This window comes from Streptomyces sp. NPDC058239 (genome assembly GCF_042882185.1).
Lineage (GTDB): Bacteria > Actinomycetota > Actinomycetes > Streptomycetales > Streptomycetaceae > Streptomyces.
Map to the genome: position 1 here is coordinate 23,834 of NZ_JBHVWS010000024.1, position 23,910 is coordinate 47,743.

Sequence of the window (23,910 nt, forward strand, 5' to 3'; positions counted from 1 at the left end):
GGGCGTCGGACCGTTCGCCAGAGTTCTTCAGGGTGCAGGCCGACGAAGCCGCGGCGAGGACCGAAACGGCGAGGACACAGCGAAGCAGGCGTCTGGAAAAAGCTCTTTCATCGCTGGGCCTCGCCGAAAATTCGATAGGATGTATCACGCGGATGCTGCGCTGGCGCGATCCCTGCATCAAGGGTCTGAACGGCACCGATAGTGAATGAAGCGGCTCCAGCAGCTCCAGATTGCGCACGCAAGAAGCGATCCAAGCCTCCAACCCACCGTCAACAGATGCACAATAGTGCATAGTTGTCTAGTTTTGATGAAGTTCGGGCGCATGGGGTCAGAGCTGCCCCGCCCGCCTCGCGGCGAGCTCGGACCACGTCGGAGCGAGGGCTGTCACGCCCATTGACTTCCCTGCGGCGACCTCAGAATCATATAGGTATTCCTATCAGGAGGTAGGCGTGACGCGTTCCTTCAAGACGTTTCTGGTCAGCGTTCTGACTGCGGTGAGTTTATTGACCGCAGGGGTCTTCAGTGCTGCTGCCACAACAGCGCAGGACGATCCCTCGCCGGCCGGCAGTGAGCCGCGGAACCTCGCCTTCGGGGCCGCCGCGACACAGAGCAGCACCGCGTACGGCGGGGCGGCCGAGCGGGCCACGGACGGCAACCACAACGGTGACTACGGAGGGAATTCGACTTCGCACACGGCGCTGGAGACACAGCCCTGGTGGGAGACCGATCTCGGTGCGATGCGGAAGCTCAACAAGGTGGTCGTATGGAATCGCTCCGACTGCTGCACCGACCGGTTGTCGAACTTCTGGGTGTTGGTGTCCGACAAGCCCATCAAGGCCGGAGGGCTCGACGAGGCTCGCGCACAGGAGGGCGTGAGCTCCTGGAAAGTGGGCACGCTGAACGGCCCGTCGGCCGACGTCACACTCAACCGTCCGGCCCGCTACATACGCGTACAGCTCGAGGGCACCAACTACCTTGCGCTTGCCGAGGTCCAGGCGTTCGGCAACCAGGTGATCAGGCCGTCCAAGCGGGCACAGGAGTGGGTGCAGCGCGATAACTTCGGCATGTTCATGCACTTCAACATGTCGACGTATGACAACACACAGTGGGCTGACCCCAACGCCTCGCCGGCCAAGTTCAACCCCACCGACCTCGACCCCGATCAGTGGGCGAAGTCCATGAAGTCGGCCGGCATGAAGTTCGGTGTGCTCACTGCCAAGCATCACGACGGATTCAGCCTGTGGGACACGGCCTACTCCGATCACGACATCGCGGGCAGCCCGTACCGCGGCGGCAAGGGTGACATCGTCCGCGAGTACGTCGACGCCATGCACGCCAACGGTCTGAAGGTGGGCCTGTACTTCTCCATCTGGGACCGGCACAACGGCAACAGCCGAGAACTGATCGAAAACCAGTTGCGTGAGCTGCTCACCAAGTACGGCCAGATCGACTATCTGTGGTTCGACGGCTGGGGCTGGCAGGTTCCGTACTCGGAGATTCCCTACCAGCCTGTACGCAACATGATCCATGAGGTCTCGCCGCACACCGTCGTGGCCAACAACGACCACCTGGGCACGCTGCAGACGACGGACGTCATCGTCTACGAGGTCCCCGTCCAAGGCATGCCTCCGGCCACCAATGCGCGTCCCACCGACAGCAGCGACACTCTGGACACGAACCGCACCTGGTTCCACACCACATCCACAGGGCAACCGCGTCCGGCCCAGGAGATCGTCGACAACCTCCACAAGGCCAATGCCGGCAACTCCCTCTTCCTGCTGAACGTCGGTCCGGACGTCAGCGGTCGGATACCCCAGAACTACGTCGACCGGCTGAAGGAGATCGGCAGTCTGCAGTAGCCGATGCCGCCGGGGGCTCACTCCGTGGTCAATGCCCGGGAGAGTATCCGCGGCCGTCCTGGTTACCGGTCTCGCGCTGTCCGGCCTGCCGGAGCAGGTCGCCCCCGCCCGGTTTCATGCCGGACGGGGGCGCCTTTGTCGTACGGGGACGTCACGGAACTCACGGAGCTACGGAGATCACGGAGCAAGGAGGTGGCCTGCGGCAACCGCCGAGGCCACCGTCCCTCCGGCCACCACCGCCGAGGCCGCGAGCAGTGGAACCCTCGGTGTCCACGTCCGCAGCGTCCGGGAGCGGGAGACACGGTCCAGCAGCGCGTCCCGGCCGTGCAGCACGATCAGGCCGACGCCGGTGAGCGTCAGCGCCATGCCGAGGCCGAAGGCGACGACCATCGCGAGGGCGATGCCGACCTTGCCGGTCAGCAGGCCGGTGAGCAGGACGAGGAAGGCGGACGGCGAGGGCAGCAGGCCGCCCGACACGCCGAGAAGCACGAGGCCTCGCCAGGTGAGGAGGGACGGGGCATCCGGGATGTGATGGCTGTGCCCGTGGTCATGCCCGTGGTCATGCCCGTGGTCATGCCCGTGGTCATGCCCGTGCTCGTGATCAGGCCCGTGATGGGGTTGGTGGTGCCTTCGGTGGCGCAGATGCCGCCGCAGCAGGCCCACGCCCACCCCGGCCACCACCAGCGCCGCGATCAGCTGGAGCCACCCCGTCAGCGCCGCGATGTCCGGCGTGCTGTTCGCCGCCAGCCACCAGCCGACCGCCAGGGCGGCGACCGAGAACGTGTGCATCACGGCCACGATCCCGCCCAGCCACACCGCGTCGCGCGGCCTGCCCCTGCCGCCCACCAGGTACCCGGCGGCCAGCGACTTCCCGTGCCCCGGCGCGCAGGCGTGCAGCGCACCCACGGCCGCGGCCACGAGAAGAGCCAGTGGGAGGGCCGCGCCGTGGTCCAGCAGCGAGGTCAGGCCGGTTGTCCAGGCCCCCGGGCCCGAAGCGGCCGGTGAGACCGCGGCGGTACCAGCGGCCGCCGGTTTCAGGGTCAGCGTCCGCGTCGGCTCCTGTGCCGTGTGCAGCCCGCCGGAGCCCGTGCCCGTCACCGACAGTGTCCGGTACGCCGGATCGACGTCCGTCAGCGCCGTGACGGTCAGTTCGATGCGGTCCACCGGCCGCGGGCAGACGAAGTGGAGCTTCACGCCTTGCGCCCGGTCCACACGGCAGGGGAGGCCGTCCTGGCGTACGACGATGTGCGAGCGCAGATAGCCCGCCTCGTCATCCCCGGACTCGTTCTTCAGGACGGCGATGTCGTCCCGCTGCGCGGACCAGGTGGCGTCGACGGCGGTGCCCGCCGCCTCGATCTTCACGACGGGAGGGGTTCCGAAGGGGTGCGCCTTCGCCGTCCCCGCGCTGCCCAGGAGCAGCGCGAGGACGGCGGCCAGCAGGAGCAGCACCCCGCTGCGAGGTGATCGCACGGTGGTGCTTCCCCTCTACTTCCGGCGCGCGGCGAGCGCGTGGACTGTGCCGTCGTCCGTGAGGGCGAAGACCCAGTCACCGCTCACGGAGAGGGCCGAGGCCACTCCCGCGCCGAGGTTGTACGAGGCGACCTGCGTCCCGCTTGCCCGGTCCAGGACGAGCAGGCGACCGTCCCACGTCCCGACGTACACATGGGACTTCGTCACCAGCGGGTGCATCGTCGGCGAACCGGCGCCGGCCGAACAGCCCATGGCGACCCGCCACTTGTCGTCCAGCGGGCTCTCCCCCGCCAGATAGCCGGACTTGGCCTCCCACACCGGCTTCGACGGATCGGTCGCGCTCGTGTCGTAGGCGCGTACGACACCGTCCCGGCCCGCGACATAGGCGATGTCGCCCCACACGGCCGGGCTGGTGAGCGGGGCGCGCCCCGGCTCGCAGGTGCTGCCGCCGCCCAGCTTGGACTCCCAGGTCACCGTGCCCGTCTTCGGGTCGTGCCCGCGGACGCCGTACGCCGTGAACGTCACCAGCTTCGCCTCGCCCGTGGCCGGGTCGGTCAGGACGGGCGAGGAGTGGCTGTCGATGTCGCCCGCGGGGTCCTTCACCCACAGCTGGGTGCAGGTCGCGAGGTCCATGGCGATGACGGTGTTGCTCGACATGGATTGCAGGTAGGCGGTGTTGGAGCCGGGCTCGCGGATCACCGTGCTGTGGGCCTGTCCCCAGGAGAACGCGGCGCCGAAGCCGCCGGGCAGCATCCCGCCGGTCTCGGCGTCCCGGCAGCGGACCGTGTAGGCGTCCTGGTAGACGGCGACCGAGCGGCGCTCCGCGCCCGCCAGCGCGAAGACGCTGACAGGTCCGCCCGCGCGGCCGTAGCGGCGCACGGTGTCCCCGTGGGTCTCCTCTCGGTCGATCGACTGCCAGACGATGCGGCCGCTCGCCGCGTCGAGCGCGTAGATCCGGCCGACGCCGGTGGTCAGATAGACCACGCCGCCGTGGAGCGTCGGCGCCGACTCGGCATCGCCGTCCAGGTACGTACGCCACAGTTCATGCCCGGAGGCGATGTCGTACGCGAGCATCATGCTGTACGGCGAGTCGAAAGCGCGGGACGAGACGATGAGCTTGCCGTCCGTGACCACCGAGCCGTTGAGGTTGAACTGCTCGCCCGTGTGGCGGGTCCACTTGAGGTCGAACTTCGCGCCGGGCTCGTCGACGCTCGCGGACCGACCGGCCTCGTCGCCACCCTGTCGCAGCCAGTCCTGCCCGGTCCTGGGCTTCGCGAGCTCGGAGTCGCGCACGATCTCGAAGGTGTTCTTCACGGCGGGGAACTGCTTACCCCGGGTGTCGTACGCGACCGATTCGGCGGTGTACGTGCCGGGCCGCAGCCCGTGCAGTGTGCCGCTCGCCCGCGTCCAGGCGCCGCGTGCGTCGGGGCAGGGCTCCGGCGTGCCGCCGGGCGGGGTGTAGCAGTTCTCGATCCCGGGGCGGGACGCCCCCTTGCCGAAGCGCACGTCCTGACGCTTCACCAGGTGCCCTCGGCTGTTGCGGACGGTCAGCACCGCCTTGGCGGGCGTGCGGCCGTCGTCCTCCGCGTACACCTCGACGGGCACTGCGGCCTTGGCGCCGTGCACGCTTCCCTGCGCGGGGCTGACCAGCGCGGCGTCGTCGTCGATCTCGAACTGCCGGTGGATTCCGGTCACATGGCCGGTGTCCTCGTTGCGGGGCGTGCGCGGATCATCCGTGATCGCACTGAAGTCGAGCACCTTGTAGTCGGGGTGGGCGCCGTCGATGCCGTACGTGCCCTGGTTGTTGATCTCGACGGACCGCTTGAAGGCGCCGCGCCGGAACTCGGCCTGCTGGTTGTGACCGGCGGCGACCATCCGTACGTCGTACTTGGCGAGCTCGTCGATCGTCGGCTGCATGCCGGCACCCGGACCCCACTGGGTGAACAGAGAGCGGTGGGCGAAGACGAACACCTGCTTGCCGACCGCGTGCCGGGCGAGGTCCCGGCGCAGCCACTCCAGCTGCGGCTTCAGCCCGCTCGCGTCGTAGTTGTCCTCGAGGACGACGATGTGGCGGCCGTTGCGGTCGAAGCTGTACCACTCGGGGGCGAGGTTGCGGCGGTAGTACTCCATGCTGCCGGCGTATCCCTGGGAGGTCGCCGTGCCGCCGAAGTCGTGGTTGCCCATCACCGGATAGAAGGGGTGACCGAGCCGCCCCTCCTCGAGGCCCTTGCTGAACAGGTCGTACCCGCCCTGGCGGCGCGGCTCCTCGGCGTAGTCCGTCACGGTGAGGTCACCGGTCGCGATCTGCATCGTCGCGCCGTCGACCTCGGACATCGCCTGAACCTGGCCGGTCCACTGGGGCAGCGCGCGGAGGGCCTCGTCGTCGGTGCGGTTGCCGACTTCGGGGTCGGAGTTCATGACCCACTTCTCGGTGGGGTTCGAGGCGTTGCGGTCGGGTACGAGCGCGAAGTCGACGCCTCTGCCGCCGGTCTCGGGGACCTTGTGGAAGAACTGCGGGATGTAGTCCTTGCGCAGCGCCGGCGTATATCCGTCGGGCGAGACGATGCTGACGAGGTCGGTCTCGCGCCGCTTCGGGTCGAAGTGCAGGCTGTACGAGCCGTCCGCGCCGGTCGTGGTCCACACGGCGCCGTCGGTGACGTCGATGCCGGGCATGGGCTGCTCGCCCTTGTCCCGCTCGCCGTTGCCGTTGCGGTCCTTGAAGACGGTGCCCTCGACGGTGACGGTGTCGACCGGATCCGCGCTGTCGTCGGCGAAGGCCGCCTGGGGTGCGAGGAAGGACAGCGCGACGGCTCCGGCGGTCGCCAGCTGCCAGCGCCGCCGGGTACCGCGCAGTCCGCGGACGAGGAACGGCGGTCGGCAGACCGCGAGCAGCAGTACGACACCGGCGGCCGTGACAAGCGCGACCGTGAGCCAGGGGAACGACGGCAGGGCGTGCGCGCCGCGGACGTCGACGACCGGGGTGGCTGCAGAGGCGTCCACCGCCGTGCCGTCGAACTCGACGACGACCTGGGTCAGTCCGCCCTTGTCGATGAGAGGGCTCAGGTCGAGCGCATCGACGTGGCAGCTCCACGCCAGCTCGATGACGACGCCGCCGGGCACGCCGCCGTTGTCACCGGGCACGCCCGAGCCGGTGGCCGGGCAGGGGGCCGAGAGCAGCCCGGCCGCCCACGCACCGGCCTGCTCGGGAGCCACGACGGCGTTGTGCACGATCAGGCGACCGCTGGTGACGTTGTCACCGGGCGCGACTACGAGTTCCGCATGCTCGCGCGTGACATGCGCGGACGCGACCTGGGCGCCTGTGCCCAGCACGAGAAGCAGCAGCGCGAGGGCGAGCCCGGCTGTTCTGCATATGTGTTTCATAAAGCGGACGTTAATGATCCGCTGTTCGGTTACCGGTCGGTCCTGAGCGACTTCACGGAGCCGCCCGGAAATGTTCAGCATCCCGTTCATGGATGTTGGGTCACGCGGGGCGCTTGAGACGTGCCATCAGCGCTTTCATGTCCTCGATGACGGGAGGCCTTGAGAGTGGAGAGGTCGACGGGATCCTGCGCCTGCTGCGCGACTTCCCGCAGCCTCGGACTCAAAGACCCGACCGCATGCGAGCAGACGTGGGTTCGACCACGAAGAGTCGGGTGGGGCCGACCGGATTCGAACCGGCGTCTTCCTACATGCCGTGAAGGCGCGACGACCACTGCGCTACAGCCCCACCCTGCTCGTGATCCTAGAAGCCGTCTGCGCTCCGTGCTTCCGGATTATCCGAGGGGTGTTCACTGACCAGCTGCCTGGCTCGTCGAGCGCGGACCGGCATGGCGCTGCGGATCGGCGGCCGGCGCCTGTGCGCTCGGAGTGCGAGTGAGCAGAGCAGCATGCGGCGGCTCCGGGTCCCAGGTCTTCTGTGCCCGGAGTCCCGCGGGCGGTCTGCACGCCGAGGCCCGGGGCGCGTCCCAATGGGCCGAGCGGAATGTGCTGGGCCCCGGAGTGGATCCTCCGGGGCCCAGCGGTGCCTGTCGCCGGATCAGGCGGCGGTGATGTTCTCCGCCTGCGGCCCCTTCTGGCCCTGGGTGATGTCGAAGGTGACGGCCTGGCCTTCCTGGAGCTCACGGAAGCCGGTGGAGTTGATGTTGGAGTAGTGCGCGAAGACGTCGGGGCCACCGCCGTCCTGAGCGATGAAGCCGAAGCCCTTTTCCGAGTTGAACCACTTGACGGTTCCGCTGGCCATGCCGGTGCCTCTCAGTCGATAGTCGGATCCGCACCGCGCGGACCCGGAGGTGATCGCCCTGGTTCTCAGGCACTGCACAGCAAAGTGCCCGCGCCGGAGCGCGGGCAGGTACTGCGAACCACGACATCTGCCGGTGACACTACATGGCGAGACCGCCCATCACCAGAGAGCAATGAGTCATCATCGATCCTGAGTTGAGAATGTCGCCCGACAGCCACGAAACAATCCGGGCCCTGCCCGCGCGCACATGAAAGGCGCGCGGCAGGAGCGGGCTTGCTCCGAACCGGAGGCCCTTCCGGCTCCAGGGGCGTGTTGCCCCCCTGATCTACGACGGGGTCGGGTCGTGGAGTGATGCGTCGGCCGGCCCCTGACAGAAGCCGGTGAACCGCACTTTCAGGCCCTCTCGCTGTGGGGAGCAGCAGAAGGGGCCGGCTGATGCTGCTGCCTCGATCGAGAGTGGGGCGAGCCGGACCATGCGCCATGGGTCGCTGTCGCGGCGGGCCCGGATCGTCACGGCGTCGCCGTCGCGGCTGGCCCGGACGGTGATGTGACGTCCGTTCCAGTCGGGCACGGGGGCCAAGGACCAGTCGGAGTGGCCGCGGGTGACGACGGCGCCGAGGTGTGGGACGCCGTCCGTCATTTCCACGCCGGCCTTGATCCACGTCTGCTCGTCCACGCGGACCATGAGTCCGGCCTGGTCGTAGAGGGTGTCGAAGTCGGCGACGAAGGTCACTTCGATGGCGCCGGCGTCCGGCAGGGCGGTCAGCAGCGCGTGCCCGTTGTCCCGAACGAAGCCGTAGCTGGTGGTGCGCCAGAAGTCACTGTGGTTCCGGGTGGTGACCAGCAGTCCGGCGCTGTCGCTGACAGCGTCGAGAGGAGGGTTGAGCCAGGTCGCGTCGTCCCAGTCAATGGCGTGCTGGTTGCTCATGTGTCTGCTCCGTTGTGCGGGCGAGGCGGTCAGTCGGTGCTTTGGGGCGGCGAGGAGCGCCGGCGCCTCTCCCAGCCTGCTGTGCACGGTGATCAGCCGCGGGTGCCGCCTTCGCCGTTGAGGATCTGGGCGGAATCGGTGGGGCCGGCCGGGAGAGCTGCCGACGAGATGCCCGGTCGGTCGTCTGGCCTCGCGGCCGACTGCGCGCCGGGGCCGCTGCCTCTGCTGGTGATACGGATGATGGCTTCGAGGGTGAGGGCACGTTCGTGGGGTTCGGTGCTCAGGCGTGCATCCGCGCGCCCTTGAGGACTTTGTCCACCGCATTGCGCGGTCCGTATATGGCCATCCCTACCAGATCGAGCTGGTCCTTTCCCACGGCCCGTACAGCTGCCCGGTTGTCCCGGTCGTTGCCCGTGCTGAACAGATCCGAGGTGAACACGGCTCTCGGTAGCGAGCGGGACAGTGCACGACCGTGCGCAGTGGTCAGCGTCTCCTTCGTGCCCTGGAAGACCAGTACAGGCTGGCGGAACATCGGCAGATACGTGGTGTCGTCGGCGTCCGCGTACGGCTCGCCGATCACCTCCGGTGATGCCGTGCCGAGCCCGCTGACCACGAAGGCGGTCACATTCAGCCGCTGCCAGGGCTCCAGGTCGTCGCGCAGCAGTACGGCGATCTTCGTGTCGAAGCGGACAGGCACGTTCTCGTCGCCCGCACCGGTCTCGACCCGGACCCCGGTCTCGGTCTCGGTCTCGGTCTCGGTCTCGGTCTCGGTCTCGGTCTCGGTCTCGGTCTCGGTCTCGGTCTCGGTCTCATCATTGGTTCTCATGCTTCGAGACTCCCGGGTTCCGCCTTCTCCGTCTTGTACGTTCTTTGCATGATGCCCCGGCAGAAAATCTCCGCTTGGCGCCCGCCGGTCGCGGGGGTCGTGGAGGTCTTCCACGCCCACTTCACCGAGCACGCGTACCCCATGCACGTCCACGATGCCTGGACCCTGCTGATTGTCGACGACGGCGCGGTCCGCTACGACCTGGACCGCCACGAGCGCGCCACCCCGGACGACACCGTGAGCCTGCTCCCGCCGCAGGTCCCGCACAACGGCTCACCTGCCACCCCTCACGGCTTCCGCAAGCGCGTTCTCTATCTCGACATGTCGCAGCTGGACGAGCGCTTCATCGGTCCGGCGGTGGACGGCCCGGACCTCACCGATTGCGTCCTGCGCAGACGCGTCGGGCAGCTGCACACAGCCCTGGCCGACCGGGGCGACGAGTTCGAGGCGGAGAGCCGTCTGGCCTTCATCAGCGAGCGCCTGCGCGGGCACCTGCGCCCCAGGCTGGTCGTCGGCGGAGCGGGGCCCGACCGCGGTGTCGCCCAGGACCTGCGTGACCTCCTCGACGAGCGATTGCTCGAAACCATCACCCTGGCCGAAGCCTCACGTCTGGTCCACGCCCACCCCACGCATCTCGTTCGTGCCTTCAGCGCCGCCTTCGGCATCGCACCCCACCAGTACATGACGTCCCGCCGCGTCGACCTGGCCCGCCGTCTGCTACTCGACGGACAGCCGCCGGGCAAGGTCGCGGCCGCCACCGGCTTCTACGACCAGTCCCACCTCACCCGGCACTTCAAGCGGGTCATGGGCATCACCCCAGGCCAGTACGCCCATACCGGGGCAGCCAGTTGAGCACGGGCCGTCCTCAGGCCTTCAGCTGGGTGAAGCGGATGCTGTTGCCGAAGGGGTCGCGAAGGCCACAGTCGGTTCCGTACGGACGATCGGTGGGCTCCTCGGTGAACTCGACGCCCCGGCCCAGCAGCGTCTCGTACGTCTTGCGGCAGTCGTCCGTGCTGAAGATGAGCGAGCCACCCATCACGCCCTTGGTCACCAGCTCGCGGACCTGCTGCGCCGTCTCCTCGGACATCGCCGGAGCGCCCGGCCTCTCCAGCAGGATCTGGCGCTCCGGGTGACCCGGGACGCTGACGGTCAGCCAGCGCATGAAGCCCAGGTCGATGTCGGCGTTGGTCTCCAGACCAAGCTTTCCGACGTAGAAGTCAAGGGCCTCGTCCTGGTCGAGGACGTAGATCTGTGAGTGTGTGATGGCGTTGAACATGTGCATCACGCTACTGGGCAAGCCGGACGAAAACTTATCCAGAACTGCTCAATCGACGGACGGTACGGGCAGTGCGGACGCTCAGTCGCTCGGCCGCATCCACGCCATCGTGAAGCACGTGGGTACGCCCGTGGCCACCGCTTCCTTGCGGTACGTCCTCGGTGACCGGCCGACGATGTCGCGGAATGTGCGGCTGAAGGTTCCCGGGCTGCCGAAGCCGACTTGGAAGCAGATGTCCGTCACACTCCGCTCGGTCTCCCGCAACAGGAACATCGCACGCTCGACACGGCGGCGCTGCAGGTAGCGGTGCGGCGTCTCGCCGAACGTGGCCCGGAAGGTGCGCGTGAAGTGCGCCTGGGACACATGGGCGATCCGGGCCAGGGCAGAGACGTCCAGCTGCTGCGCGTAGGCGCGGTCCATCGCATCCCGTGCCCGAAGCATGCGGCGGTTGGTCTCTTCTGCAGCGCGGCTCACGGCGCCATCACACCACGGTTCACCGCCGTCCGTGGCAGATCCAGACCTGTCCGCTCCCTCCCTCACCGCACAAGATGGCGCACCACGACGGCCCGCGCCCGGCAGTACTGCTGGCCAGTACTGCAACATTCTTTGTGGTGACGGTTCGTCGGGCTTGTCATGGGGTGGGATGCGAGGCCGGAGAGTGCCCGGCGTCGGTCGGCGGGTCCGACCGAGGTGCCCGGCCGGTTCGTTCTCCCGGGCAGAGCCGCGGGAGTCGGCATTGGCGTGGACGCGGGGCGCGGTTGCGCCGCTGGAGCGCAAGAACGGCTGGACCCCGACTGTGGAAGCCGGTCAGGTGCGCAGCATGTACAGGATCCCGCACAGCACCTCCCGGTCCGGCAACGGTTTACGGCCCGGACACCAAAGGCGCCGGTCGCGCTGCGGCAGCAGCGGCTCAAGGCGGTCCCCCGGCTCATCCGACACGATCCACGGCGACGTCCCCACACCGGACCGAACGCTCAACTCCCCTGCCAGACATGGCCATCGAGGCCGGTCCACCTCATGGTGTCAGCCGTTGCAATCCTCAGCGCACGAGCTCGGGATCTTCTTCCTCGGGCAATTCGCGCATGCTTCGAAGCGGTGACAGGAAGTACGGGAGGGTACTCAACGTCATGCCGGCGGCACCGATCCACAATGTAGTCTTTGCTCCGAACACAGAGCCCGAGGCTCCCCCCAACAGCCCGCCGAGCGGGATGCCGCCCCAGGAGACGAACCGGGCTGTCGCGCTCATTCGGCCCAGGAGCCGATCTGGTGTGAGGGTCTGTTGGATGCTTGATTGAGCCACAAAGCGGATGACTCCGCCCAGGGAAAGGGACGCGAGTCCGAGCGCAGCCACATACACGCTCCAACCCGGATGCGCCAACGGCATCAGGACTGTCAGCGGACAGGTGACAAGTGGTGCGAGCCAGATGACCGGACCTTGCCCGATCCGCTTCGAGACCCTGGTTGCCGACAGTGCGCCCAGCAGGGCACCACAGCCCATTCCTGACAGAACGAGGCCGATACCGAAGGACTCGAGGTTTATCTCCCTCTCCAAGAAGACCAGCAACATGGTTTGATACATGACCAGGAAGAGGTTGAATATCGCGTCTCCCAGGATGATTGCGCGCAGGGTGGGACGCTTGAGAACAAACTTCAATCCCTCTTTGATGTCTCGAATCATTTGAGGATGCTCACTCGGCTCCGGCTTCTTTTCGCGTTTGCGGATACTGGTCGCGAGCAGACCCGACATCGCCATCCCGACCGAACTCACCAAAAGCGTTGCAGGGGCTCCGAGCCAGCCGACCAGTGGTCCCGCCATCCCTGGTCCACTGATACTGGTTACCGAGCGTATTGCCGAGAGTTTCGAGTTTCCTTCAACGAGATTGCCGCGTCCCACCAGGTGCGGCAGATAGCTGACGTACGCGACATCGAAGAAGACTGTCAGCACTCCATGAACCAACGCGACTGCGTAGAGCCACCAGATCGTCAGAAGGTCCGACCACCACGCCACCGGTATCGTCGAGAGGGCCACCGCCCTCGCGAGATCAGTGCTGATCATCACTGATCGCTTCCGCATGCGGTCCACCCACGCACCTGCCGGTAGCCCGACCAGGAGTGAGCCTGCCGCGGTCATCGCCGTCAGGAGTCCAACCTGGAACTCGTCAGCATTCAATGCCACGATTGCAACCAGAGGCAACGCCAGAAAAATGATGCGATCGCCCAGTTGGCCGAGCGCGGTGGCGGCAAATAAACGCCCGAAGTCCGGATCGCGCAGGAGTCCGAACCGGGAGGGCATTGACATTCGAATCATCTGCTTTCGGCTCTTAAATCTCGCTCCACTGAATTCAACGGGCTACGGCTGGTCGACTCCGAATTCGTAGGCCACTTCCCGGCGCACGTCCGGAATGACGATGTCGGCGGATTCCACCGGACGTCCGTCGGTGTCGTAGATGGTCCGCTCGATCTGGAGCACCAGGTCCCCGACGCTGATCCCCAGTAGGTTCGCCTGTGCCTGGGTGGCACGAGCCGGGCGCGGCAGCTCGACCACGGTCTCGATTTCCACGCCGATGGAGCGCATGCGCTCGACCACCCCCTTTCCCGCGAGAGGGCCCGTCTCGGGAAGTACGATCGGCGTTCCGTCCGTGATGGCCATCGGCTCCCAGGATTCGGAGAGCTGGACGGGTTGCCCGTCGGCGAGGAATTCGTAGTGCGTGTTGACGCAGAGGTCTCCGGGGCTGATGGCGAGCCTCTCGGCGATTGCCTCAGGGGCGGGGACGCGCGCGTTGCTGTGCGAATCCCAGGCGCCGGCCTTGCCCCGCTCCTCCAGGCCGGCGCGGGTGGGGGAGCCGCCCCGGCGTTCGCGGTGCCGCGAGCGGACGATCTGCAGGCGCTCGCGCGGCATACGGACGTAGGTACCCGAGCCCGCGCGTCCTTCGAGGAGGCCCTTGATGATCAAACCGTCCATGGCCCTCTGCATGACGTTGCGCCCGACCTCGTACTCCTCGGCGAGCTGCGCCCGGGACGGCAGGCGCTCCCCGATCTCCCACTCTCCCGCGAGAATCCGTGCGCGCAGCGCGTCGGCTACTGCAAGGTAAGGCGCCTCTCGGGGCATTTGTGATCCTCCGGTTGCTCTGCTGCGCGGCAGCTGGTGATTCCAGGCGGCGTTGGCAAGCTACTGCACCGGGTGAAAGCTACTGGAGTAGAAATACGCTCGGTGCTCAAGCTGCTACGGAGGTCCGTGTGATGCTCATCAGAGTCGCACCGCCCAAGCGAGGGCTGCGGGTGGGGTTGTCGCGGGCGGGATGGAGATTCCGTGGGCCCGAGTAGTTTTCTGCTTTTCAGGAGGGTGCGGTGCATGGCCGTGCGGCTGCTGCTGAAGAGTACGGCGAGAGGTTCTGCGGCCGGGGCGACCCGTAGATGGAGCACGGTGGCCAGAACCTGTCCGTGGAAGGCGAGCCTGGGCGGGCGGCCGCGACAGGCAGCACCGTCGGGGGCCAACGTGGTGGTGGGGCAGTCGAGTTGTCGGCGGGTCGCCACCCTGGTCAGGGCGGGATCGGACAGGAGGACCTGGTCCCACTTCGCGGCAGGTGCCTGGGGGCTCGCGCCGCCGGGACGGCAGGGCAGGGCTGGGAGTGGAGCGCCTCATCAGCCACCGCTGCCGCTCGACCAGATATGGCAACAACACCGCGAACTTAACGCCGAGTTGGTCACGAAACTCGTCCGGGATACGCATATCACAACAACGGGCTCCGGCACGGAGAGCAACACCTTGATCCCCTGCAGGCCGTTCAGGCCGGGGCCACCTCGCCCGGATGCCACGACCCTGTCCTCGCTCATGCCTTCCTGTCCACGACGATGGCGGCGAACCGCGACCGGCCAATCCAACCGCCAAGGGTCTGGTCGGGAGATGCCTGCACAGGATGCAGCGGGCAAACGCGCCCCGGCACACGAGCGGGGCGGGCCTGAGCTGTAGGGATAGCGGTGGGTGACTGTTCGAGATGCGTGGGTGCCGGAGCGCTGTTTCGCTGATGAGGCCCGCTCTTCCCGACAGATCCAGGAGTGATCATGAGCGTTGCAGGAGAATCCGGCCGTGCCCAGCAGATGCGTGCCAAGGCGCAGGAGATGAAGGACGAGGCCGCGCGCACCACGGACCCGAAGGAGCGTAAGCGGCTGACGGACCAGGCCCGCCGACTGCAGGAGCAGAGCGAGCAGGAGGGCCGCGGCGGCAAGCAGAACGTGGACCCCATGTAGCCGGCCCCCGCTACACACACCGGCCGGTGGTCTCCAGCGCTCTGAGCGCCGGAGGCACCGGCCGGACCATGCGTCGCTGCCGCTGCGGGCGCCCGCATCGCGTGCCAGGCAGCTCTTCACGCTGCCGGTCGTGGGCTTCAGCGGGTGGCGCTTGAGCGGGACCGCGTAGCGATCAGGCTTACGTTGCGCGCCGGCTGTGAGCCGCCCCGCCCCAGCGCCGCCGTGTCGAGCGCGACGCGCGCTGCCCCAGCCTCAGCAACACGAAGGGGCCTCGCCTATTGGGCGAGGCCCCTTCGCGTTTCCACGCCCGGTCGCTGCCACTGGACGAGCGTTCCGACGCCCGTACGCGAAGAGGTGGTCACCGGGAGATCCGGTGACCACCTCCGGCGAGTGGCGGACGCTACTCGCAGGTTCCCGCGAAGGTCCCGCGCGTCACCACGTCCGTCGCAGCGGCCGTCGTGTCGAGCCAGACAATCCGCTGTCCGTCACCGAGCGACGGGGCCAGCTGCGAACCGGAGGAGCAGGAAGCGAGGTTGAAATTGTTCAGCCCGGCCAGCACGTCCGCCGTCGTGGAGACCTTCACCTTGGTCGGGCCGGTCCAGCCGCCGAGAGCGCCCCAGATGTCGTACGTCGAGTAGGCGAAGTACTCGTCGCTGACCGAGAACTGGGCGACGTACAGACTCTTCGGGTAGGTCAGGCTCTTCATCTGGGTCACGTCGGCGGCCGGTGTCGATCCGATGGTGGTGCTCGGGATCAGGAACCCGCCGCTGATGCGGTAGAAGACGCGGTCCGAAGTGAGCTGGATGTCCGAGAGGCTGTTGAACAGGAAGCCAGGGATCCGCTTGTTCTGGGTCGTCCCCGTGGCGATGTCGTAGACGTACAGGTACGTCCCGTCGCCGCCGGCCCAGGCGATGGTGCCGTTCTTCATGACGAGGCGCGAGGCCTTGGTGCCGGCTTCGGGCGTCACGTCGACCGTGGTGCCGTCGGCCTTCAGGAGCATGACGTCCTGCTCGCCGTCGGCAGTGGTGCTGATGTAGGCGAGGGCGCCGTTCTCGGTGACCGGCTCGGTCTCATCGGCGTCCGGGGTGTCGACCAGCTTCTTGATCGCGCCCTGACCCTTGTCACCGGCACGGTAGATGCCGACGCCTGCGGCGGAGATCCGGGTGAAGACGACACGCTCGTCGTCGAGGGACGGGTCCATCAGGTAGGCGTCCGACTGCGCCAGCTCGTGCTGGGGCTTCTTGCCGAAGCGGCCGACCGTGATGCCGAAGGCGGCGCCGCCCTGGTCCCAGGCGATCGCGTCACCGTGGCCGATGGCGTAGACATCGCCACTGATCTGGGCGGCCTGCTCGTCGATGCCGCTGTAGACCTCGTAGGCGGGCAGGACGTCGGCGCCGATGGTGGTGCCGTCGTGTGTGCCGGACTTCTGCTCCCAGCCTCGCTCGATGCCGTGGTCGTCGAAGGCCCGGCCGATGGCGTCGAGATCGGCCGCGGAGACCTTCAGGGACTTCGCGGCCAGGGTGACCGCGTTGCGCATGTCGGTGAAGCCGGACAGCGGGGTGAGGTAGTTCTGGGCCGCCCGGTACATGATGCGGTCGGCGAGGCCGGCGTCGATGTTCTTGCGGATGTCCCACAGCGCGCCACCGACGATGGTGGAGTTGGAGTGCACGCCGCCGTTGTCGATGTCGAGCGTGATGGGCTTGTAGTCCGTCTGCGCGCTGCGGCCGTCGTTGAGGTCGCGCAGCGCGCACTCCTCCAGCGGCTTCGTGCCGTTGCAGAGGTATTCACCGATGAGGCCGGACGTCGGGTCGCTCATCGCGACGCCCTTGTCAGCGGTCTCCATGGCGTTGCCGAAGTAGTCGGAGATCGCCTCGTTGAGGGCGCCCGACTGGTTCAGGTAGACGAGCCCGGCGGAGTGCTCGGTGACGCCGTGGGTCATCTCGTGGCCGACCACGTCCAGGCCCACGGACAGCGGCACGCCGTCCATGTGGCCGTAGACCATCTTGGAGCCGTCCCAGAAGGCGTTGGCGTAGTCCTTGCCGCTGCTCGCGACGTTGACGACGGAGTAGATCGTGCCGCCCTTGCCGTCGACACCGTCACGGCCGAGCTTGTCCTTGAGGTATTCGTAGACCTTTGCCGCGTTCAGGTGTGCGTCGACCGCGCCGGAGGACGTGTTGGTGGCGTCGAACCGGTCGCTCGCGGAGGTCGCCAGAGGTATGTCCTCGGTGACCGGGCCGCCCGCCACGAGCGAGTAGTTCTTGCGCTGAGCGTCGTAGGTGCGTATCTGGCCGCCGGTCCGCGCGTACATGTCCCGGGTGGAGTCGACGAGCGTGTACGACCCGCCCGTCTCCTTGTTGATGTTCAGCTCCGCCTCGGAGCCGTCCACGCGCACGCCCGTCCCCTTGGCCGGCGCGGCGTCCGCGGCGTCGATGTTGTTGTACGAGAGGGCGATGCCGCCGATGTTCGCGTCGACGTACACCTCCTGGCGCACGGGGCTGCCGTTGGCCTCGGCGCCCGTGACGGTGAAGTGCCAGGCCAGCTTGCCGCCTCGGGCGTCGGGCAGGACGATGAGGCCGTGGCCCTCGGTCCTGGTCTCCTTGACCCGCGACAGCTTCCCGTCGAGGGAGAACATCCGCTTCTCGGCGGTGGCCTCGGAAACGCTGGGTGTGGTGGAGACCGACAGGTCCGTGTACAAGGTGCCTGTGGCGGAGGTGACGCTCTGACCGCCGTCCGCCGCCTCGGTCTGCACGGCGTATTCGGCGCCGAAGACCGGTACCCCGTTGTGCTTCTGCTGGAAGCGGACGGACGACTGCTTGCCGTCCTTGCTGGTGCTCATGGTCTTGAGGTCCGTGACCGGAACCTTGTACGTGTTCTGGTGGGCCTTCAGGTGCGCCCGTGCGGCCTGGGCCGGAGTGCCCTCACGGACCGTGTCGTCGAGACGCTGAGTCATGGCGGGCGCGACGGGCACCCGGTCGCCGGCCACGGTCGTGGCCGGCGGCGCCTCCTCCTCGGCCCAGGCCGGTGACGTCAGCAGCGTGGAGCCGGTGGCCGCGACGACCACTGCGGCAGCCAGGACACGGCTGAGCCGTCTTTGTCGTGTCGGGAACACGTGAACCCTCCCCTATCGCACGGATGCGTGAACTCGCCCAGCCGCCTGAGGTGCGGGGGCCCCACGCGCTCGGTGCCTAGATGTTTCGTCACGTCGGTGGGGCGTACAAGAGATGTCCCTGGCGTGAACACGCCGAGGCGTAAATACGCCTCAGACGGCGCTGTTTTCCCCCCGGTTCGGGGTGCTTTGCGCGTCCGTCTCGTCCAACCAACCGCTGCACGCCGCATGCCAGCCGAGCTGGAAACGGGTGGCCGCCCCCACCTCGACCATGAGGGACTGCAGGCGGCGCTGGACGGTACGGTGCCCCATGCCGAGCTGACGGGCGATGGCTGCGTCGGTGAGTCCCACGTACAACAGGGAAACGATCTGCCGGTCCACTGCGTCGAGTCCGGCCCCGCCGGTGCGTCCGGCCCCGGGGTCCACGCCGGAGGGCAGCAGGCGCCAGCCCCTCTCGAAGTGCCCTTCGAAGAGCGAACTGAGCGCGGTGAGCAGTCCGGTACCGTGCACGGCCAGCGCGACCGGATCGACGTCGTCGCGCTCCGGGGCGAGCGGCAGCAGGGCCATCCGCCGGTCGACGATGATCAATTTAATGGGAAGTTCGTCGACCACGGAGATGTGCTGACCCTGAGCGGCGTAAGCGGCTGCGGTCGCTGCCATTTCGGGACGTTCGAGCCAGTCGCGCTCGATGACGCTACGGAGGGCGACCCCGCGCCGCATCAGCACGTCTTCGATCTCGTCGTGGTTGTCCTCGACGGTGATCACGGCGTGGACCTCACGCAGCGGCATCATGGTGCATACCTCGATGGTGGCCTGATCCTGCATCAGCAGAAGCCTGCGCCGGATCGCAGCCGCCCCCGACAGCACCTCGACCGGCGCTCCCGAAGCATGGGCCTGGGCGGAACGGTGCCGTTCGGCCAGGGTCGTCACGAGCGACTCGACGCGGTGCAAGGCCGCCCGGCGGGATTCCAGCAGGGGGCCGAGAGCGAGCACGGGAGAAGAGGCCCGATAACGCAGGACGGCGTCGCCCGCGGGTCGGGCGCTGGCGAGACCGCGTTCCACCAGGACGTCGAGGGCGCACGCGACATCTTCGGCTCGCCCCGTCGACTCGCCCGCGAGCGCAGCGGGTTCACTGTCGGGCCGGTCGACGAGGAGCCGGTACACGGCGTCCTCCAACGGCTCCAGGCCGAGGAACGTGAGCAGGTATGCCTCTGCCGCATCCGGCGCGGAGCCGGACTGGCGAGGGCCTTCGGCGCTCAGTGCCGTACCTCGGCGCTGCGGCACCGGGAACCATCGGACGCCCGCATCGGGCACACGCCGCGACACCGGAGCGCCCCGGTCCCTGCCGCACCGTCAGCCATTGGCCCCGCCCCTTCTCGTTGCACCACCACTGCCGAGTTGATCACATTATCCGGCTGGCCCGTGTGCGATACGACGCCTTTCGGGGCGCGCACGAGGCGGTCCTGAGGGCGGTCCGGTGCGCCGGGATCGCTCGGGGAACGGTCGGCCCGGGGCCGCCTACGACGCCCTGCCCGTGCGGGGTCCGTACGGCCCGGTTCACGGACCGGCAGCGGGGCCGGAACGCGGCTGGTCCGCTGCCAGGGCACAGCCCCGCATTCCCGCCCGAACAGACGCCCCGTCACCCGGTCCGCCCCGGCAATCGCACCGGACGTGACGACGGTCCGACTCACGACCGCCGGGCACACTGGATGCAGCAGGCCCCTGGGACACCCGATCGGCGCACCGGTGAACTGGTGAAATTCGAGGTGTCACCGCCAGTCGTACGGGCCGTCCCTGCCGGCAGGCTCCACCATCGAGTCAACCGGGAGGGACGGAGAACCGATGGCGCAAGACCTGCAGGAAGCCGCGCCGGCCGAGCCGGTGGCCAACAAGCGCATCTCTGCCGGTGTGAGACTCATGGGGTGGCTGACGACCACGGACCACAAGGTCATCGGCAATCTCTACATCGTCACCGCGTTCGGGTTCTTCCTGCTGGGCGGAGTGCTGGCCATGCTCATGCGAGCGGAGCTGGCCCGGCCAGGACTTCAGATCGTCAGCGCGGAACAGTACAACCAGCTGTTCACGATCCACGGCACCATCATGATGCTGCTGTTCGCCACGCCGATGTTCGGTGGCTTCGCGAACGCCATCATGCCGCTTCAGATCGGCGCGCCCGACGTCGCCTTCCCTCGCCTGAACGCGCTCACCTACTGGCTCTTCCTCTTCGGCGGAATCATCGTGGTGTCCGGATTCGTGGTGCCCGGCGGCGCGGCACACTTCGGCTGGTTCGCCTACGCTCCGCTGAACAGTGCCGTCTTCTCGCCCGGAGCCGGCGGAGACCTCTGGACCATGGGCCTGGTGCTGTCGGGGATCAGTACGACCCTGGCATCGGTCAATTTCATCACTACGATCGTCTGTCTGCGCGCGCCGGGTATGACCATGTTCCGGATGCCGATCTTCACCTGGAACATTCTGTTCACCTCGATCCTCGCGCTGCTCGCGTTTCCGGTGCTCGCTGCCACGCTGCTCGCCCTCGAAGCCGACCGGAAGTTCGGGGCGCACGTTTTCGACTCCGCGAACGGCGGGGCGCTGCTGTGGCAGCACCTTTTCTGGTTCTTCGGCCATCCCGAGGTCTACATTGTCGCGTTGCCCTTCTTCGGAGTGGTCAGCGAGATCATTCCCGCGTTCAGCCGGAAGCCGATGTTCGGGTATTTCGGAATGGTGATGGCCACGATCAGCATCACCATGCTCTCGGCGGTTGTCTGGGCCCACCACATGTTCGCGACGGGAGCCGTTCTCCTGCCGTTCTTCTCCGCCATGTCGTTCATCATCGCCGTGCCCACCGGTGTCAAGTTCTTCAACTGGATCGGCACCATGTGGCACGGCAGTATCTCGTTCGAGACACCCATGCTCTGGTCGATCGGCTTCCTCGTGACATTTCTCCTCGGCGGCCTCAGCGGGGTGCTGATCGCCTCGCCCCCGCTGGACTTCCACCTCACCGATTCGTACTTCATCGTCGCCCACCTCCATTACGTGCTCTTCGGAACAGTGGTCTTCGCGATGTTCGGCGGCTTCTACTTCTGGTGGCCCAAGTTGACCGGACGCATGCTGGATGAACGCATCGGGCGTATCCATTTCTGGACCTTGTTCGTCGGCTTTCAGCTGACCTTCCTGGTCCAGCACTGGCTGGGTGAGGCCGGAATGCCCCGGCGTTACGCCGACTATCTCGCGGTGGACGGCTTCACCTTGCTCAATACGATCTCGTCCGTCGGCTCCTTTCTGCTGGGCCTGTCGACACTGCCGTTCCTGTACAACGTGTGGCACACCAGCCGCTACGCGCCGAAGGTCGAGGTGGACGACCCATGGGGGTTCGGCCGTTCCCTGGAGTGGGCGACATCCTGTCCGCCCCCGAGGCACAATTTCCGGGCTTTGCCCCGCGTACGTTCCGACTCGCCGGCCTTCGACCTGCACCACCCCCTCACGCCGGAGAAGCAGAGGCCGGGCCTCGGCCGGGGCGGGTCCCACTCCACATCGGGCGTCGACGAGGAGTCGGGCGAATGAAGACCGAGGCCGTTCTCTTCGCCGGAGTCGCGGGGTTCTTTCTGGTGACCGATGTTCTCTACGCCGTGTGGTCCCGGGATCCGACAGGCACGGCGGCTCTCACCATCTCGTTCCTTATGGCGTCGCTGGTCACGTTCTTCTTCGCCACCAACTACCGGAGGAAGGGACTGCGCCCCGAGGACCGCGGAGACGGGAAGATCCATGAGCGATCCGGCCCGGTGGACTTCTTCTCGCCGCACAGCATCTGGCCGCCGCTGACAGCCGCGGGGATGGCCGTGCTCGCTCTCGGTGTGGTGTTCGGTCTGTGGCTCTTCCTGATCGGGCTGGGCGTGGTCCTGGCAGGGGTGTTCGGAATGGTCTTCCAATACGCGCGCGCCCAGGGCTGAGGACGGTTCTCAGCCCTCGGGCTCGCGGACCGGCTCCGGCGGCGCGGTCCGCTCGGCGATCCGGGACCGTTGCTCGTCCGTGGCAGGCAGTTCCACGCGGTCCCCGTAGTACCAGCCGCTCATTACGGACCGAAGCCGTCGCCGACGCGAGATCGGGCCCTTTGCGGGGAGCTCCAGGGGCGTCGGGACATCACGCATCAGGATGCGGTAGCGGGCTGTCGGGCTCAGGCCGCGGTGGCTCTCCGAGAGGCCGCCGTTCAGCGACTGAATCACCTGGCCGGTCTCCTCGCCCTCGGTCAGCCGGCGGCGGTCCCGCATCTGAAGGGCGAGGCAGAGGCGCTTGGTCAGCGCGAAGGCCAGGAGCGGGGCGGCGATCAACGCGGCTCTGAGGATCCAGGTCATGGCCTCGACCGAAACCCTGAACGAGAAGGCGACGACGTCGTTGCCGCCGGCGACCAGGAGAACAGCGTAGAAGACGATGGCTGCCACGCCGAGCCCCGTACGGGTCGGCCGGTTGCGCGGCCGGTCGCACAGATGGTGTTCCCTGCTGTCGCCCGTCACCCATTTCTCGAAGAAGGGATAGAGGAAGAGCACGGTGAAGACCACGCCCGGCAGCACGATCGCCGGAATGAACACATTCCACATGATGGTGTGGCCCGCGATGTCGGTCTCCCATGGCGGCATCAGCCGCAGCGCGCCCTCCAGGAACCCGACATACCAGTCCGGCTGTGCGTTACCGGAAACCTGGTCGGCACGGTAGGGACCGTAGTTCCATACGGGGTTGATCTGGGCGAGCGCACCCAGCAAGGTAAGTACGCCGAACACCATGAGGAAAAAACCTGTGGTCTTCGCGGTGAAGTGAGGAAACGCCGGTGAGCCGACGGCGTTCTCATTGGTCTTCCCCTGCCCCGCCCAGTGGGTGTGTTTGAGGTAGAACACCAGGATGAGATGAGCGGTGATCAGCGCCACAATCAGGCCGGGCACAAGCAGGACATGCACGGGATACAGACGGGGGATCACGTCACTACCCGGGAACTGTCCGCCGAAGACGAACAGCTCCAAGTACGTTCCGACGACAGGGATCGACCCCACAATGGTGGCCGCCGTCCTCAGGCCCGTACCGGACAGCAGGTCGTCGGGCAGCGAGTAGCCCGCGAATCCTTCGAGGAGCGCGAGCACGAAGAGTGTCACCCCGACAATCCAGTTGGCCTCCCGCGGTTTGCGGAAGGCGCCGGTAAAGAAGATCCGCAACATATGGACGGCGATCGCGGCGACGAACACCAGTGCCGCCCAATGGTGGATCTGACGGATCAGCAGGCCTCCGCGCACGTCGAAGCTGATGTCGAGGGTGGTGGTGTAGGCCTGCGTCATCCTCACGCCCTGCAGGGGCGCATAGGAACCGGTGTAGACGCTCTCCATCATGCTCGGGTCGAAGAACAGGGTGAGGTACACACCTGTGAGGAGCAAGACCACGAACGAGTAGAGGGCGATCTCACCGAGGAGGAAGGACCAGTGGTCGGGAAAGGCCTTGCGCAGCAACTGCCTGGCCAGCTCGCTGATGGGCAGGCGTGCATCCACCGCACCGTATCCACTGACCGCTGCCTGCCCGGCCCGGGCCTTCAGCTGCGCCTTACGTCTCCGCAGGGGCATGCACCACTCTCCCGTCGATCTTCCTTCCACCCCACGCCGCCTATTGTTCCGGTTCGCCCTTTATGGGTAACGCATTACTCGAAGGGACTACGCAGAATCGCGGGATCGGCACCTGATCGGCCGACTTGGTCCTGACGTGCAGAGTGGGGCCGGGCTCGTGCGTCGCGCCCCCCGCGAGCGATGTGCGGGGCTCCGCCGCCGCAAGGGGTGATGCGCGTCGCCCCGGCACTCCCGACGGCATGACTCCGTTCGCCCAACCGGCGATCTCCATAGGCAGTTGACGGAACTCCGAACGTCGACGAATTCCTCCTCGGCCGGCCGTCTTTGCGCACATCCGGTCCACGTCAGACCCCCCACGAC

General features: G+C 67.3%; 17 protein-coding genes, 1 tRNA gene and 2 pseudogenes. 5 read left to right on the forward strand and 15 right to left on the reverse strand.

Going from position 1 to position 23,910, the window contains the following annotated elements; all coding sequences use genetic code 11:
• Positions 1 to 449 precede the first annotated feature (449 nt).
• A complete protein-coding gene (locus ACFVYE_RS24420) occupies positions 450 to 1,859 on the forward strand; it encodes an alpha-L-fucosidase (protein ID WP_389607377.1) in 1,410 nt (469 codons plus the stop codon).
• A gap of 177 nt (positions 1,860 to 2,036) precedes the next feature.
• Here the strand turns inward: ACFVYE_RS24420 and ACFVYE_RS24425 are convergent, their stop codons facing one another.
• From ACFVYE_RS24425 to ACFVYE_RS24450, 6 genes are all read right to left on the reverse strand, one after another.
• Complete coding sequence (locus tag ACFVYE_RS24425) at positions 2,037 to 3,329, reverse strand: hypothetical protein (RefSeq protein ID WP_389607378.1); 1,293 nt, start codon at positions 3,327 to 3,329, stop codon at positions 2,037 to 2,039.
• A gap of 15 nt (positions 3,330 to 3,344) precedes the next feature.
• Entirely contained in the window at positions 3,345 to 6,710 is a 3,366-nt protein-coding gene (locus tag ACFVYE_RS24430) for a PQQ-binding-like beta-propeller repeat protein (RefSeq protein ID WP_389607379.1), read from the reverse strand.
• A 273-nt stretch (positions 6,711 to 6,983) separates the two neighbouring features.
• Positions 6,984 to 7,056, reverse strand: a tRNA-Ala gene (locus ACFVYE_RS24435).
• A 309-nt stretch (positions 7,057 to 7,365) separates the two neighbouring features.
• Positions 7,366 to 7,569, reverse strand: a complete 204-nt coding sequence (locus ACFVYE_RS24440) for a cold-shock protein (protein WP_015613078.1) — start codon at positions 7,567 to 7,569, stop codon at positions 7,366 to 7,368.
• Between the two features lie 325 nt (positions 7,570 to 7,894).
• Positions 7,895 to 8,497, reverse strand: coding sequence for a DUF1349 domain-containing protein (locus ACFVYE_RS24445; protein WP_383978081.1), 603 nt, complete (start codon positions 8,495 to 8,497; stop codon positions 7,895 to 7,897).
• A gap of 280 nt (positions 8,498 to 8,777) precedes the next feature.
• Positions 8,778 to 9,194 (reverse strand): DUF2000 family protein, encoded by a 417-nt coding sequence (locus tag ACFVYE_RS24450; protein WP_389607409.1) that lies wholly within the window; start codon positions 9,192 to 9,194, stop codon positions 8,778 to 8,780.
• Between the two features lie 177 nt (positions 9,195 to 9,371).
• Here ACFVYE_RS24450 and ACFVYE_RS24455 point away from each other — a divergent pair, with 177 nt between their 5' ends.
• Positions 9,372 to 10,175, forward strand: coding sequence for an AraC family transcriptional regulator (locus ACFVYE_RS24455; RefSeq protein ID WP_383978075.1), 804 nt, complete (start codon positions 9,372 to 9,374; stop codon positions 10,173 to 10,175).
• A 13-nt stretch (positions 10,176 to 10,188) separates the two neighbouring features.
• Here ACFVYE_RS24455 and ACFVYE_RS24460 read toward each other — a convergent pair whose 3' ends face one another.
• The 6 genes and pseudogenes from ACFVYE_RS24460 to ACFVYE_RS24485 form a co-directional block, all read right to left on the reverse strand.
• Entirely contained in the window at positions 10,189 to 10,599 is a 411-nt protein-coding gene (locus ACFVYE_RS24460) for a VOC family protein (protein WP_383978072.1), read from the reverse strand.
• Positions 10,600 to 10,680: 81 nt separating this feature from the next.
• Complete coding sequence (locus ACFVYE_RS24465) at positions 10,681 to 11,073, reverse strand: helix-turn-helix domain-containing protein (RefSeq protein ID WP_383978069.1); 393 nt, start codon at positions 11,071 to 11,073, stop codon at positions 10,681 to 10,683.
• 336 nt (positions 11,074 to 11,409) lie between these two features.
• Positions 11,410 to 11,613 (reverse strand): annotated as a pseudogene (locus ACFVYE_RS24470) (IS5/IS1182 family transposase); the annotation flags it as partial.
• Between the two features lie 25 nt (positions 11,614 to 11,638).
• On the reverse strand, positions 11,639 to 12,898 hold the full coding sequence (locus ACFVYE_RS24475; RefSeq protein WP_383978066.1) for an MFS transporter: 1,260 nt from the start codon (positions 12,896 to 12,898) through the stop codon (positions 11,639 to 11,641).
• Positions 12,899 to 12,949: 51 nt separating this feature from the next.
• Positions 12,950 to 13,708: a GntR family transcriptional regulator gene (locus ACFVYE_RS24480; protein WP_389607380.1), complete on the reverse strand. Its 759-nt coding sequence runs from the start codon at positions 13,706 to 13,708 to the stop codon at positions 12,950 to 12,952.
• A gap of 138 nt (positions 13,709 to 13,846) precedes the next feature.
• Positions 13,847 to 14,237 (reverse strand): annotated as a pseudogene (locus ACFVYE_RS24485) (ISAzo13 family transposase); the annotation flags it as partial.
• Positions 14,238 to 14,661: 424 nt separating this feature from the next.
• Between ACFVYE_RS24485 and ACFVYE_RS24490 the strand changes: the two are divergent.
• Positions 14,662 to 14,847, forward strand: a complete 186-nt coding sequence (locus tag ACFVYE_RS24490; RefSeq protein ID WP_383978060.1) for a DUF6381 family protein — start codon at positions 14,662 to 14,664, stop codon at positions 14,845 to 14,847.
• 400 nt (positions 14,848 to 15,247) lie between these two features.
• Here ACFVYE_RS24490 and ACFVYE_RS24495 read toward each other — a convergent pair whose 3' ends face one another.
• The gene (locus ACFVYE_RS24495; RefSeq protein WP_383964326.1) at positions 15,248 to 17,956 is read right to left on the reverse strand and encodes a M4 family metallopeptidase; all 2,709 of its coding nucleotides are present in this window, start codon (positions 17,954 to 17,956) and stop codon (positions 15,248 to 15,250) included.
• A 150-nt stretch (positions 17,957 to 18,106) separates the two neighbouring features.
• Positions 18,107 to 19,237 carry a helix-turn-helix transcriptional regulator gene (locus ACFVYE_RS24500; protein WP_389607381.1) on the reverse strand — a complete coding sequence of 377 codons (1,131 nt, stop codon included), beginning with the start codon at positions 19,235 to 19,237 and terminating at the stop codon, positions 18,107 to 18,109.
• Positions 19,238 to 19,870: 633 nt separating this feature from the next.
• Here ACFVYE_RS24500 and ctaD point away from each other — a divergent pair.
• The gene (ctaD, locus tag ACFVYE_RS24505) at positions 19,871 to 21,514 is read left to right on the forward strand and encodes a cytochrome c oxidase subunit I (RefSeq protein WP_383964342.1); all 1,644 of its coding nucleotides are present in this window, start codon (positions 19,871 to 19,873) and stop codon (positions 21,512 to 21,514) included.
• Entirely contained in the window at positions 21,511 to 21,900 is a 390-nt protein-coding gene (locus ACFVYE_RS24510) for a cytochrome c oxidase subunit 4 (protein WP_383964320.1), read from the forward strand. The genes ctaD and ACFVYE_RS24510 overlap by 4 nt, the downstream gene beginning before the upstream one ends.
• A 9-nt stretch (positions 21,901 to 21,909) precedes the next feature.
• On the opposite strand, the gene ACFVYE_RS24515 is transcribed toward ACFVYE_RS24510, so the two are convergent.
• On the reverse strand, positions 21,910 to 23,550 hold the full coding sequence (locus ACFVYE_RS24515) for a cytochrome bc complex cytochrome b subunit (RefSeq protein ID WP_383964318.1): 1,641 nt from the start codon (positions 23,548 to 23,550) through the stop codon (positions 21,910 to 21,912).
• Positions 23,551 to 23,910: the final 360 nt, after the last annotated feature.